The following is a 13378-nucleotide window of genomic DNA, read 5'->3' as shown; positions in this document are numbered from 1 at the left end:
CCTTACCCGGGCGTACTGTCGGAGCAGATCTGTTGGTTGAGAGGGGTTCTTATGGGATTCGATCAATATCACGAGCCGGCGAATGAGCTCTCGGCCGAGACTCGAACATTCGCCAGAATGTGCTCCAACCTCACCGAAGAGGCTGAAGCCATCGGTTGGTACGAGCAGCGGATGTCGCTCGAACCTGATGCCGTCTCGCGTGCAATCATGGCCGATTCCCTCGGCGAGGAGTTCAAGCACTTCAGCATGGACCTGGAGTTTCTGCTGCGGCAGAAGCCGCTCTGGCGCGAGACCGCTCGCGGCATCCTGTTCCAGGATGGCGACATCGTCGAGAACGGCGAACGATCGGAGGCCGCGGCCGGTTCGGATGCTTCTCTCACGGGAGAGAGCGGTAGCGGAGGCAGCAGTAGCCCCAGCGGAAATCCCACCGTCAGCTCGCGTGACGGTGCAGGTGGTGGAGTCGGAATCGTGTCGGGCGGATCGCTCGGCATCGGAAGCTTGAAAGGTCAGGAGCGTTAGTCATGGACCATCTGCTACGCGCACACGCCCCGATCAGTGATGAAGGCTGGGCACTGCTCGACCTCGAGGCCAAGCAACGGCTCACCTCCGCCCTCGGTGCCCGCAGACTTGTCGACTTCGCCGGTCCGTTCGGCTGGAAATACTCTGCGACCAATCTCGGCCGTACCGAACCGATCCCGCACACCCCCGTCGATGCCATCAGCGCCAGACGTCGTCTGGTACTACCGCTGACCGAGGTCAGGGCAGAATTCACGGTGTCACGTGAAGAGTTGCTCGACTTCGATCGCGGTGCCGTCGACACCGACCTCGATGACCTCGATGACGCGGCGATGCAGATCGCGTTCACCGAGAACGCCGCTGTCTTCCACGGCTGGAAGGCCGCCGGAATCGTCGGCATCACCGAGGCATCCCCGCACACGCCGGTGCCACGCGTCGACGACTTCAACGACTACCCGCAGCGGGTGGCCAAGGCGGTCGAAATCCTGCTGTCGAGCGGGATCAGTGGCCCATACGGACTCGCCGTCGGGCCTGCGCACTACACGGCAATCATCGAGACGGCCGAACATGGTGGTTACCCGTTGTTCGATCACGTGCGCAAGATCCTCGGTGGCCCGATCGTCTGGGCACCCGGCGTACGCGGCGGTGTCGTCCTCAGCCTGCGCGGTGGAGACTTTCTATTCGAATCCGGCGAAGACCTCTCTGTCGGGTACGACTATCACGACCCGGATGACGTGCATCTCTACCTCGAAGAGACCTTCAGTTTCAGGGTCGCCACTCCCGAAGCTGCAATCAGTCTGGATGCGTCCTGATCTTGCGCGCGGCCTAACTAACAGTGACTCCTGCGATTCGAGCAAACGTGGTCGCCCATGCGCTGGCGAGACGGAGAGAGTCAGCCGCGCGGCAGCACGCCAACGAGCGACGACGTGAAGGAGACCCGCAGGGCATCACGAAGGTCGAGGTTGAGCACGCCGAGGGCGGGCTCGTCCGCATAAGCGGCAAGGAGGCTGGGCGGCGGCGGGACGTAGGCCGACAGGGCGCCCGCCGAGACCAGGCTCATCAGGCAGAACAGTTGCGCGCCGTCGCCGACCTCCGGCACATGGCGGCACACGAGTTCGGTCATGACCGCGAGCCTGGCGAGGGAAGAGCGTTTGTGTCTCTTGACCACCTCGACCGAGACGTTGTGCTCGAGGACGCCGCCCTGCGCACCGAAGAGGTCGCACAGCACAACTCGGCTAGCCAACGATCGACTGAGGACCTCGGCCAACTGGCGCGCCCGCACATCCGGTGCCGCGTGCGGCTCGATGCCCGCGTCCAGCTCCTCCGCCAGCTCGTCGAGCCAGCTTCCTAGAAAGTCATCCAGCAGTTCGAGCAGCACCGCCTCGCGCGACTCGAAATATCTCAGGACGTTCGACTTCGCCAGGCCCACCCGCCGACTGAGTTCGTTGAGGCTCACCTCGGCCACAGGCATCTCGTCGAGCATTGCCGCGGCCGTATCCAGAATTGCCCGGCGGCGGATCTCCCGCTGCTCTTCGCTTCGCGCTCGCTGGAATGTCACGCCATCAGCCTAGCTTAAAGACCGCCGGTTCTTTGACATTAGACCGGCGGTACCTTATGGTGATCTCATAACAGACCGTCAGTATTTTAGGAGTGCACCATGAGCGACAACTGGACAGAGCAACACATTCCCAATCAGCACGGCAGGGTAGCCATCGTGACCGGCGCCAACTCCGGGCTGGGCTTCGAAACCGCCCGCATGCTCGCCTCGCGCGGGGCAGCTGTGGTCCTGGCCGTCCGCGACGTCGAGAAGGGCAAGCAGGCAGCCGCCCGCATCACCGGCGACGTCACTGTCCAGGCCCTCGACCTGAGCTCCCTCGACTCGGTCCGATCCGCGGCGGCCGACCTGCGCGCCGCCCACCCGCGCATCGATCTTCTGGTCAACAACGCCGGCGTGATGTATACCCCGAAGCGAACAACGGCCGACGGCTTCGAGCTGCAGTTCGGCACCAACCACCTCGGCCACTTCGCCCTCACCGGCCTTCTGCTCGACCGGCTCCTGCCCGTCCCCGGCTCCCGCGTCGTGACGGTCAGCAGTAACGGCCACCGCATTAGGGCCGCCATCCACTTCGACGACTTGCAGTGGGAGCGCTCGTACAGCCGCGCCGGCGCGTACGGCCAGGCCAAACTGGCCAACCTGATGTTCACGTACGAATTGCAGCGTCGGCTCGCGTCGCACGGCACGACAATCGCGGTGGCCGCCCATCCCGGCGTGGCCAACACCGCCCTCACCCGCGATACACCCGCCGCGATCCGGGTACCCCTCACCTGGTTGGCGCCGCTGATCTCCCAGAAGCCCGAAATGGGCGCCATGCCCACTGTGCGAGCCGCCACCGATCCAGCGGTCGCCGGCGGCCAGTACTACGGTCCCGCCCATGGCGGTCAGAACCGCGGATATCCGAAGGTGGTCACCTCCAGCGCAGACTCCCACAACCAGGAAATCCAGCAACGCCTGTGGACCGTCTCCGAAGAACTCACTGGAGTGGCCTTTCCCCTAGGTGCGCCAACCCCGTAGCGCTGGCCAACTTCTTCGCAGAAGCCTGAGCTGCGGGGTGCCCGCTTGACATTGAGCACTTGTAAGTGTTCAATCAGTCACATGACTTCTCCTGTGCTCCGGTCCCAGGCGGGAGCCCCGCGCTCCACCGCAGACGAACAGCGCACCCGCATCGTCGCGCACGCCCTCGCTGGCTTCTCCCGCGCCGGCTACCATGCCACGCCGGTTGCGGGGATCGCTGAGGCAGCGCAGGTGTCGCCGGCGTACGTGTTCCGCCTATTCCCCGGCAAGCTGGGCCTGTTCGTGGCCACGATCGACTATTGCTACGAACAAGTGGCGTCTGCACTACTCGCAGGCGCTGAGACCTCGTCGTCGTCGTCGAAGCCCGACGATGTGCTCGAGGCGATGTCCCTGGCCTACGTCGACCTTATCCGCGACCGCGACCTCATCATGCTGCAGGTGCATGCGCAGAGCGCTTGCGATGTGCCGGAGATCCGGGATGCCGTGCATCGAGGCCTCGCGACGATCGTGCGTGAGGTATCCCGCGCATCGGGTGCCGATCCGATCGCGGTGCAGCGCTTCATCGCGTATGGCCAGCTCTGTCACCTCATCGTGCAGGCCGGCCTCGACGACGTGCGCGAAAGCTGGGCTGAGCTCATCACCGCGGGCATGAGCCACCCGTCCTGACCGATACAAACCAACCCGAGCTGGGCCACTAGGCTTTGCCCAAAAATGTGACTGTTCAGTCAGTTACAAACAGATGGAGAACATGATGAACACGACCGCACGAGCCCCACTGACCGCTACCCGAGTGGTGCTGCCCGGCCTCGTCGAGCCCAGCGGCCTTCAGGTCGAAAGCTTCGTGGTGGATGCTCCCGGACCCGGTCAGCTGCTCGTCAAAGTCGAGGCCACCGGCATCTCCTTCGCCGAACAGTCGATGCGCCGCGGCCGCTATTTCGGGCAGCCCGCCTTCCCCTTCGTGCCCGGCTACGACATCGTCGGCACGGTGCTGCAGGTGGGCGATGGGGTCGATCCGACACTCCTCGGACAGCGCGTCGCGACAATGACGAAGACAGGGGGTTGGACCACCCACGCGGTCGTCGCGGCAATCGACAGCATCGTGGTGCCAGCCGGAATTGAACCAGCGGATGCGGAGACCGTCGTCGTCAACGGAGTGACCGCCTGGCAGATGCTTCACCGCAGTGCGCGGGTAAAGCCCGGCCAGACCATCCTTGTCCACGGCGCAAACAGCGGAGTGGGTGGCATCCTCATCCAGCTGGCGCAGCGGGAGGGCATCCGCGTAATCGGTGGAGCTTCACCGAGGCACCACGAGGTGCTGCGGGCGGTTGGAGTCGAGCCGGTCGACTACGCCGACCCTCATTTCGCGGAGCGCGTGCGGGAGTTGGCGCCAGAGGGAGTCGACGCGGTCTTTGACAACATCGGCGGACCGATGGCACGCACCTCGTTCGAGTTGCTCACCCGCGGCGGCACCCTGGTCTGTTTCGCCATCGTCGGGATCGCCGGTGGCTCCGGCGGACTGGTGATGCACTTCGTCGCCGCCATCGGGCGGGTGATGGTCTGGAACGCGTTGCCGAACGGGCGCCGCGCGAGGTTCTACGACCTCTGGGCTGGGCACAAGACCCGTCCCAAGCGCTTCCGCGCACACCTCGAGGATGACCTCGCCCAGGTGTTCGCCCTGCTCGCCGACGGTACCATCAAGGCCAACATCGCCGCGCGGTTCCCCCTCGAAGAAGCGGCCGCGGCGCTAACCCTCGCCGAGTCCCGCACTCTCAACGGAAAGGTGATCTTGCTGCCCTGACCCGCAACGAGCGCGCGGGCAGCATCGGTGTCGCCCCTCCCTGATGAAGATCGGGTCGGCGTCCATGGGGGGGCACGAACACCGGAGCGACAGCGAAACGGGTAAAAACGCATCGAGCCAGATGAAAGACTGGACACATGACGATTACCGCTGCCGCAGACGGCTCAGCCCTGGGAAACCCTGGACCAGCCGGATGGGCCTGGTATGTCGACGACTCCTGCTGGGCAGCCGGCGGATGGAAGCACGCAACGAACAATCAGGGCGAGCTGAAGGCTGTTCTTGAGCTGTTCCGCGCCACGGCCCACCTCGATGACGACCTGCTTGTGCTCTGCGACAGCCAGTACGTGATCAACTCCATCACGAAGTGGATGCCGGGCTGGAAGCGCAAGGGCTGGAAGAAGGCCGACGGCAAGGCAGTGATGAACATCGAGCTGCTCAAAGAACTCGATGAGGTCCTGGCGGGACGACGTTACAGGTTCGAGTGGGTCAAGGGCCACGCCAACCACCCACTCAACGAAGCAGCCGACTCACGAGCACGGGCCGTGTCGGAGGCATTCCAGCGCGGACTTCCTATTCCTGCCGGTCCCGGCTGGGTGCGCGCCGGCGACCCCACTCCGTCGGTATCGCCGGCAATACCGGCAGCATCGGCATCCGCAGCATCAACGGCACAGCCATCATCAGCAGCGCCGGCATCCGCCCCTGCACCTGAAGCGCTTGGCCTCTTCGACTTCGCTGACTTCAGCGCTGAGAGCAGCAGCACAGATAGCACAGACACCTCAGGCAATGACCCAGATGACTCGACTACGCTCTCGATCACGCTCACTTCAGCTGACCACGCGAGACTCGTCAAGCGGGCACACGAGCGTGGCGTCGGCATCGAAGAATTCCTGCGCAGCTTGATTTAGCACTGACAGAACCGCAGGAAAGGAACCCATGAGCGGCTCGGGCATCCTCGATGTAGTCCTGATCATCATCCTCATCTCATTCTTCGTTTCGGGATATCGCAGCGGATTGCTCGGCAGTCTCAGCGCCCTGATCGGCCTCGTGGCCGGCAGCATCGCCGCATACTTCATCGTGCCGCTCGTCACGCTCTGGATCCCTGCTCCCGAGTGGCGCACACCTGCAGCGTTGGCAGCGGCTGTGGTGCTGGTGATCGGCGGGCTCAGCATCGGCCAGAGCGTCGGCTATGTGCTCCGGCGCCGCACGCAGAAGTCGAAGCTTCGCGTGATCGATCGGGCCCTCGGCGCAGTCGTTGCCACTGTCGCCTCTGCACTGGTGCTCCTGATGCTGTCGACCAGCGTGGCCGTGCTCGGCGTGCCCTGGCTGTCGCCCGCCATCGCATCCTCGAACGTCTTGCGCACCATCAACACCCTGACGCCGACGCCCGTGCAGTCGTTTCTCGCCCAGCTGCGCACAACCGTCGTCGATGACGGCTTGCCGAAGATTGCCGAGGCATTCACCGGTGAGGTGCCGCCAATTCCAGACATCAATCTCGGCACCGCGGAGCTGAACGCTGCCGCCCAGTCGGTCGTGCGCATCACCGGCAACGCATACGCGTGCGGACAGAACCAGTCAGGCAGCGGATTCGTCGTCTCGCATGACCGCATCATCACCAACGCACACGTTGTCGCCGGCGTGAGCGAACCGGTCGTGGAGTCCCCCGCCGGCCAGGCGATCCAGGGCACTGTCGTGTACTTCGATCCGGAGGACGATCTTGCAGTGATCGCTGTCGACGGTCTTGATGCGTCACCGCTCGATCTGACGAGTAATTTGTCAGTCGGCAGCCCCGCGGTGGCAAGCGGATACCCGTTTGGCGGGCCGTTCACCGCAAGCGCCGCTCAGGTGATCAACGTCTCACAGCTGTTGGTGGCCGATATCTACGGTCAGGATCCGTCACTCCGTCAGGTCTACACCCTGGCCGCCGACGTGAACCACGGCGACTCTGGCGGACCGCTACTGAGCAAGGCAGGGAAGGTCGCCGGCGTGATCTTCGCCACGTCGACCGAAACCGACAACGTGGGCTACGCCCTGGCAATGGATGAAGTGCAGCCGGTCGCCACCGCGGCGCCTTCGCTCAGCGCTTCAGTGACGACCGGTGCATGCGTCAGCGGTTAGTCACACTGACGACTGGGGATTACTAGCTACGCGCGGCCATGCTGACCGGCCAGTCATTGGCACGGAAGAGAGCATCGGTTCCGCCGTCGACGAAGATGATGCTGCCGCACAGGAAGTCAGCGGCCGGTGACAGCATGAACGTGATCCAGGACGCGATGGCATCCGGGTCGCCGAAGCCACCGATCGGAACCGGGAAGGCTTCGATTGCGGCGCGGCCTGGACCGTCAAGCTGGGACTGCAGCAGCGGGGTGAGGATGGCTCCCGGAGCGATGGCGTTCAAGCGGATGCCGGCGCCTGCCCACTCGGGCAGCACTGCGGTGCGACGCAGCCAGCGGCTGAGCGCGAGCTTGGATCCGCCGTACGCGAAGCTTGCCGCGTGCTCGCCGAACGGTGCCAGCAATTCGGGCAGCGTCTCCAGCTTGTCGTCGAGGAATGCGTTGACAACGGCGTCCGGGATTCCGGGAATGGTGGTGGCAGAGTTCGAGCCGAAAATGACGACCTTGCTGTTTCCGGCAGCCGCGAGCGATTCACGCAGCGCGCCGAGCAGTTCGGTTGCACCCTTGAAGTTGACCTGGGCGATCAGGGCTTCGCGTCCCGGAACCGGGCCGAGGCCGGCAGCGAGGACTGCACCGTCGAGCTTGCCGCCCGATGCAGCGATGACAGCCTCTGCGGCAGCGGCGCGGCCATCGGTCGTCGACAGGTCGGCAAGAACGTCAGCATCGCGCAGGTCGATGCCAATGACGGTGTGGCCTTCTGCGCGCAGCTTGTCTGCACTGGCCTTTCCCATACCGGATGCGGAACCGGTGACAGCGTAAATACCCATGGGGTGACTCACTTTCAGTTGTGTTGTGTTGCGTGTGGTGTGGATGGGTTCGGGGCGGTCACAGTTTCCGCCAGCCGATGGATGAGCCGGGTCAATGCGCTCACATCACGGGGAGACCAGTCGGCCAAGAGGTCGGCCATCATCAGGTCGCCACTCTCAAACAGGGTGACTGCCGTATGGGCGCCGGACTCCGTCAGCGCGACGAACGACGAGCGAGAATCGCTCTCGTTGGCGCCCCGAGAGACAAGTCCGGCGTCGCTCAGTCTGGCGATCAGCTTGCTCGCTGTCGGAGCCGACATCTTGAGACCGTGCGCCAGCTCAGAAGGACGCAGGCGACCCCGGCGGCCGAGCAGGTAGATGGCCGAGATGGCATTCGAGTCGAGCTGGATACCAGACCGGCGTGCGAACTCCTCAAGAAATGACGACGACGTCCATTCCTGGACGATACCAAGGAGTGACGTCAGCAGATCTGATTCGTATGGCAGTGGGATGCTCGCAGCTGCGTCGTCCGCCGCACTATCGGCACGGATCTGGGCATCATCGATTTTCCGAGCCATGCGCCCAGCCTCCTCTCGACACCTGAGTGTGACCACAGGTGACAAACATACTGTCCAATGGAAAGTAGTTTACTCCTGTTCACACTACGCTGATTCGCATGAAGATCGGAATCGGCAGCGACGTGCTGCGCCCGACCACCGGTAATGATGCGCACCGGGTGACGTTCGTCGAGCTGTTCTTCGATCTGGTGTTCGTCTTCGCCGTCACCCAGGTCTCCCATGTGCTTCTGCACCGCCAGGATGCCGTCGAGCTCGGCCACACAGCCATGCTGATGATCGTCGTGTGGGTGGTCTGGATCAACACCACCTGGGCGACCAATTGGCTGAATCCAGAACGCGGTCCGGTTCGCGGGCTGCTCATCGTTCTGATGCTGCTCGGCATTCTGATGTCCAGTGCCATCCCAGAAGCCTTCAGCGACAAGGCAGTGCTGTTCGCGTTCTCGATGGTGGCGTTCCAGTTGGTACGGAGTACCTTCACTGCGCTCGCCTTTGCGCGGTATCGGCCAGACCACGCAGTCAATTTCGTCCGGATCGGACTGTGGGAGGTCGTCTCAGGCTCGCTCTGGATCGGCGGAGCATTCGCGCCTGAGGATCTACGCATCTGGATCTGGCTCGTCGCCCTTCTGCTCGACATCTCTGGCCCTCGTGCCCGCTTCTGGACACCGGGGCTCGGACGCTCTGGCGTCGAGACCTGGGATGTGTCAGGCGAGCACATGGCAGAGCGCGTCAGCCTGTTCTTGATCATCGTACTGGGCGAATCGATCATCGTCACCGGCACGACTTTCGCCGAGTCGCCCCTTGAATGGCAGTTCGTCCTGGCATTTCTGGCGGCATTCACCGGCACCGTCTTGATGTGGATGTTGTACTTTGCGCACGGCCAGCAGCGCGGCAGCGACTACATCAGCCACGCGAGCGAACGCGGGATGATCGCCCAGGTCGCGTACACGTATGTGCCCATCACCATGGTGTTCGGCATCGTGTTGTCAGCAGTCGCCGACGGCCTCATCCTTGGGAACCCGCTTGAAGACTCCGGCTCGTGGACAGCCTGGCTCACCTGCGGATCATCAGCGCTCTTCTTGCTCGGCAACGCATTGTTCCGCCGCGCGATCGGCGGCCGGATGCTCGGCGGCAACGTGCTCGGCGCGCTCGTGCTCGTCGGCCTCGCGTTTGGGCACCCGATGCTCTCAGCGCTTGCCCTCGTCTGGCTGGTGAACGTCGTGCTGCTCATCGTTCTCATCGGTGACGAAATCGTGTGGAGACGATCGGTGGCGTAGCAACTCCCTCGGGGTCGGCGTACGCTCGAAATCAGGCATCAGTCACGGGAGAGGGGCTCATTCGTGTACTACGTCGACGACCCAGACCAATTACCAGAACTGCCGGATCCCGGGCCACGGGACGGCAGGCACGGCGTCGATAACGACGCCAGCTACGACCCGTACCCTCCCGTTCACTTCGGCATCGCCACCGGGCTCGGCCCGCTTCGGGTGAGCGTCGCGGATGCATCCAGACACCTGGCGATACTTGTCGATCGTGTCGAGAACGGTGACGACGTCGTCCTGACCGACCGCGGTCACGATGTCGCGCGGCTCAGTGCAATGGGGCATCACCAGACGAATCCGTCGATTGGCCCGACGGCAACGACGGGCGCAGACGATGCCTCTGCCGTGACTCCTGTGCCCCGTGAGTTCGAGGGAGAAGACCAGCTTCCTGCGCTGCCGGACCCCGGTCCGCGAGACGGTCGACACGGGGTCGACGGAACGCCACCGATCAAGCGGCGCGGGCAGCGGTTGCCGCGTTAGCGCCTACGGCCACGGCTCTCTCTACTCGCCCGCGAAGAACGCCGAGATCGCTGCAGACAGCGCCACCGGGTCGTCGACGTGGCACAGCTCGCGCGCCGAGTGCATTGAGAGCAACGGCACTCCAACATCTACGACGCGAATGCCGAGCCTGGTCGCCGTGAGCGGACCGATCGTCGATCCGCACGGCACCGTGTTGTTCGAGACGAATTCCTGAAACTGCACGCCGGCAGCGTCGCAGAGACGGTTCCACAGCGCAGCGCCAGCGGCATCGGTCGAATAACGCTGGTTGGCGTTGATCTTTAGCAGGGGTCCGCCACCGGCGATCGGCTGGTTCACTGGGTCGTGGCGCTCTGCATAGTTCGGGTGCACGGCGTGGCCGGCATCTGCAGAGACACACCAGGATTCGGCATAGGCCCTCAGCTTGTCTGAGACAGTTGCTCCGAGCCCCTCACCGATCCGGGAGAGGATGTCGTCGAGCATCGGACCGCTCGCACCGGAGCGCGACTCTGAACCGAGTTCTTCGTGATCAAAGGACGCGAGAACGCTGATGTGCGAGGGCACCTCGGTGTCCTCGTCGACAGGCTCTTCGCCTGCGGTACCCAGCAGGGCGATCAGCCCGGCAAAGACCGAGCTTAGGTTGTCCATGCGACCGGCGGCGAATAACTGGTTGTCCAGGCCAAATCGCGCCGGCGGGTTGGTGTCAGCCGTGAGGATGTCGTAACCAACGACATCCGCTGCCTCGACACCGGCGATCCCGGCGAGGTGCCCGATCAGGTCGGCCTCGCTCGCCTCGCCCACGCCGAAGACCGGGCTGAGGTGGCGCTGCTTGTCGAGGGTGAGGCCGTTGGCGGTGACCCCGCGGTCAAGGTGGATGGCGAGCTGGGGAATGCGCATGAACGGCCCGGTGCGCACCAGGTGTTCCTGGCCGTCGCGGGTGACGAGGCGCCCGGCAAGCTCAAGTTCGCGGTCAAGCCACGAGTTCAGCAGCGGGCCGCCATAAACCTCGACGCCGGCCTGCAGCCAGCCGTTCGAGCCGGTTGTCGGCTTCGGCTTGAGCTTGAAGCCAGGAGAATCGGTGTGTGCGCCCAGGATGCGGAATGGCGTTGTCGATGTGGATCCGGCGGGCTGGATCCACGCGAGGATCGCGCCGTCGCGCACGACGTAGCGCTTGCCTGCATCGTTCCCCCACGCCTCTGCCTCGCTCAGCCGGGTGAAACCGGCGTCGTCAAGACGCCTGGCCACCTCTGCTGCTGCGTGGTACGAGCTAGGCGAGGCCGCGATGAACGCGGCGAAATCATCGATGAAGGCTGGCATTACGTCCATAGTTCAATCCAACCATGTGTCGGGATGCCCACCGTCCGGTCAGCGCTCCGGGAGCACCGTGCTCGCCAAAAACGTGTTCACGAATGTGCGCTCAGGGTCGAGCCGGGCAGCGAGTGCCTGGAAGTCAGCCAGCCGCGGGAAGAGCCTGTCGAGCAGCGCCGCATCGGGCGTGAACAGCTTGCCCCAGTGCGGCCGCGCGTTGAATGGAGCGAGTGCAGCTTCGATCTCGGGCAGCAGCGCTTCCACCTCGGCCTGCCGAGGAAGCCAGGTGAAGTGGATGCCGACGGCGTCTGTCTCGCTTGCCGGGCTCAACCAGAGGCTGTCCGCCTTCATCGTGCGCACCTCGCACACCTGCAGCAGCGGCGATATCCGATCGGCGAGTGAACGTACGGCGGCCAGCGCCGCGACGGCGTGCGCGCGCGGAACGAGAAACTCTGATTGAAGTTCGTCGCCATTCGACGGGGTGAATGCCAGCTTGAAGTGAGCCAGGCGATCGAGCCAGGCTCCGGCGACACCGAGTTGCGGGGTGCAGTTCACCGCTGAGATTCCGGGCAGCGGGTGTCGCTCCCCCGTCGCCGGAATGGCACCGAACAGATCCGCGGGGGCAGCGGCATCCTGATCGGGCCTGCGCTTCAGCCACACCTGATCGAAGACATCAGGATTACGCCAGGTGGTGAACAGGCTGACGCTATAGGCCGCACCGGTGATCCGATCGAAATGTGCTTCGAGTGATGCCCAGGGAAGCAGCTCGTACACCGACTGCTCGATCGTGAATGTCTCTTCGATATCGAGCGTCACACTCGTCACCACGCCGAAGGCGCCGAGGCTGACGACAGCGCCGTCGAAGTCAGCATCCCCACGTTGCAGCTGCAGCACAGTTCCGGTTGCCGTGACGAGTTCGAGCCCGGCGACAGCGCTGGCCAGAGAGCCGACATTGTTCCCTGAGCCATGGGTTCCCGTTGCGATTGCACCGCCGACGGAGATATGCGGCAGCGACGCGAGGTTGGCGAGCGCCCAGCCGGCCTTCTGCAGCTGGGTGGCGAGGTCGCCGTAGCGGATGCCAGCGCCCACAGTGACAGTTCGGCGCCCAGCGTCGATAACAGGAGGAGCCGTCAGTCGAGCTGTCGAGATCAAGAGTTCGGCTGAATCCGCGATCGCGTTGAACGAGTGTCTGGTACCGAGCGGGCGTACCGATGTGGCGCCAGCGATCAGGTCTTGCACCTCAGCCACCGTGGCGGGTTCCTCGATACGCACAGACCGATATGCCAGATTTCCGGCCCAGTTCGCGCCGATTTCGAGTGTCACTGATGAGTCCTCCCCGCGCCGGGCAGAGATGCCACGGTGCATCTCAATCATGGCAGCGGCACTGGACGCCACGATGTCGGCACGCTTGACTGGGCGTAGCCGCGTGCGGCACATCACCCGCCCCAGATCGAAAGCGAGATTTCCATGACGATGATCTTCGTCAATCTGCCCGTGAAAGACCTCGACAGGTCAGTCGAATTCTGGACGGCCCTTGGTTATTCGTTCAATCCCCAGTTTACCGATGAGAACGCAACCTGCCTCATCATCGACGACGGTCACATCTACGCGATGCTGCTCGTGCACGATTTCTTCAAGACTTTCACCCCGCGCGAGATCGCTGACACCTCGAAGGCCGTCGAGGTGCTCATCGCCCTCAGCGCTGACAGTCGCGATGCTGTCGACGCTCTCGCAGACAAGGCCCTGGCCAATGGCGGCAGCGTTGCCGGCGATGCGCAGGACTTCGGCTACATGTACGGCCGCAGCTTCCTCGACCCTGACGGGCACCAGTGGGAAGTGAACTGGATGGACCTGAGCGCTGCTCCGGAGACTCCGGGAGCCTGACCGACACTC

At 64.0% G+C, this 13378-nt stretch carries 15 protein-coding genes; 10 read left to right on the top strand and 5 right to left on the bottom strand.

Annotated elements, in window-relative coordinates:
* Nucleotides 1–51: 51 nt before the first annotated feature.
* Together ACMT3I_RS02055 and ACMT3I_RS02050 are read left to right on the top strand one after the other, a co-directional pair.
* A complete protein-coding gene (locus ACMT3I_RS02055) occupies nucleotides 52–519 on the top strand; it encodes a hypothetical protein (RefSeq protein WP_414802775.1) in 468 nt (155 codons plus the stop codon).
* 2 nt (nucleotides 520–521) lie between these two features.
* Nucleotides 522–1328, top strand: a complete 807-nt coding sequence (locus ACMT3I_RS02050) for a family 1 encapsulin nanocompartment shell protein (protein WP_414802774.1) — start codon at nucleotides 522–524, stop codon at nucleotides 1326–1328.
* An 80-nt stretch (nucleotides 1329–1408) separates the two neighbouring features.
* Here ACMT3I_RS02050 and ACMT3I_RS02045 read toward each other — a convergent pair whose 3' ends face one another.
* Nucleotides 1409–2074: a TetR/AcrR family transcriptional regulator gene (locus ACMT3I_RS02045; RefSeq protein ID WP_414802773.1), complete on the bottom strand. Its 666-nt coding sequence runs from the start codon at nucleotides 2072–2074 to the stop codon at nucleotides 1409–1411.
* 99 nt (nucleotides 2075–2173) lie between these two features.
* On the opposite strand from ACMT3I_RS02045, the gene ACMT3I_RS02040 reads away from it, so the two are divergent.
* From ACMT3I_RS02040 to ACMT3I_RS02020, 5 genes are all read left to right on the top strand, one after another.
* Complete coding sequence (locus ACMT3I_RS02040; RefSeq protein ID WP_414802772.1) at nucleotides 2174–3088, top strand: SDR family NAD(P)-dependent oxidoreductase; 915 nt, start codon at nucleotides 2174–2176, stop codon at nucleotides 3086–3088.
* 81 nt (nucleotides 3089–3169) lie between these two features.
* Nucleotides 3170–3754 carry a TetR/AcrR family transcriptional regulator gene (locus ACMT3I_RS02035; protein WP_414802771.1) on the top strand — a complete coding sequence of 195 codons (585 nt, stop codon included), beginning with the start codon at nucleotides 3170–3172 and terminating at the stop codon, nucleotides 3752–3754.
* 85 nt (nucleotides 3755–3839) lie between these two features.
* Nucleotides 3840–4886 (top strand): medium chain dehydrogenase/reductase family protein, encoded by a 1047-nt coding sequence (locus ACMT3I_RS02030; RefSeq protein ID WP_414802770.1) that lies wholly within the window; start codon nucleotides 3840–3842, stop codon nucleotides 4884–4886.
* 137 nt (nucleotides 4887–5023) lie between these two features.
* Nucleotides 5024–5791: an RNase H family protein gene (locus tag ACMT3I_RS02025; protein WP_414802769.1), complete on the top strand. Its 768-nt coding sequence runs from the start codon at nucleotides 5024–5026 to the stop codon at nucleotides 5789–5791.
* A gap of 28 nt (nucleotides 5792–5819) precedes the next feature.
* A complete protein-coding gene (locus ACMT3I_RS02020; protein ID WP_414802768.1) occupies nucleotides 5820–7001 on the top strand; it encodes a MarP family serine protease in 1182 nt (393 codons plus the stop codon).
* 22 nt (nucleotides 7002–7023) lie between these two features.
* Here the strand turns inward: ACMT3I_RS02020 and ACMT3I_RS02015 are convergent, their stop codons facing one another.
* Together ACMT3I_RS02015 and ACMT3I_RS02010 are read right to left on the bottom strand one after the other, a co-directional pair.
* A complete protein-coding gene (locus tag ACMT3I_RS02015; protein ID WP_414802767.1) occupies nucleotides 7024–7824 on the bottom strand; it encodes an SDR family oxidoreductase in 801 nt (266 codons plus the stop codon).
* 14 nt (nucleotides 7825–7838) lie between these two features.
* A complete protein-coding gene (locus ACMT3I_RS02010) occupies nucleotides 7839–8381 on the bottom strand; it encodes a MarR family winged helix-turn-helix transcriptional regulator (RefSeq protein WP_414802766.1) in 543 nt (180 codons plus the stop codon).
* Between the two features lie 98 nt (nucleotides 8382–8479).
* Between ACMT3I_RS02010 and ACMT3I_RS02005 the strand changes: the two genes are divergently transcribed.
* Complete coding sequence (locus ACMT3I_RS02005) at nucleotides 8480–9655, top strand: low temperature requirement protein A (protein ID WP_414802765.1); 1176 nt, start codon at nucleotides 8480–8482, stop codon at nucleotides 9653–9655.
* A 63-nt stretch (nucleotides 9656–9718) separates the two neighbouring features.
* Complete coding sequence (locus ACMT3I_RS02000) at nucleotides 9719–10180, top strand: type II toxin-antitoxin system Phd/YefM family antitoxin (RefSeq protein WP_414802764.1); 462 nt, start codon at nucleotides 9719–9721, stop codon at nucleotides 10178–10180.
* A gap of 21 nt (nucleotides 10181–10201) precedes the next feature.
* Here the strand turns inward: ACMT3I_RS02000 and ACMT3I_RS01995 are convergent, their stop codons facing one another.
* Complete coding sequence (locus ACMT3I_RS01995; protein ID WP_414803513.1) at nucleotides 10202–11494, bottom strand: M18 family aminopeptidase; 1293 nt, start codon at nucleotides 11492–11494, stop codon at nucleotides 10202–10204.
* Between the two features lie 48 nt (nucleotides 11495–11542).
* A complete protein-coding gene (locus ACMT3I_RS01990) occupies nucleotides 11543–12850 on the bottom strand; it encodes an FAD-binding protein (protein ID WP_414803512.1) in 1308 nt (435 codons plus the stop codon).
* Between the two features lie 102 nt (nucleotides 12851–12952).
* Between ACMT3I_RS01990 and ACMT3I_RS01985 the strand changes: the two genes are divergently transcribed.
* Entirely contained in the window at nucleotides 12953–13369 is a 417-nt protein-coding gene (locus tag ACMT3I_RS01985) for a VOC family protein (RefSeq protein WP_414802763.1), read from the top strand.
* Nucleotides 13370–13378 lie beyond the last annotated feature (9 nt).

Origin of the sequence: Leifsonia sp. A12D58 (genome assembly GCF_047530025.1) — a bacterium.
Lineage (GTDB): Bacteria > Actinomycetota > Actinomycetes > Actinomycetales > Microbacteriaceae > Cryobacterium.
This window is presented reverse-complemented; position numbering and strand designations above follow the sequence as displayed.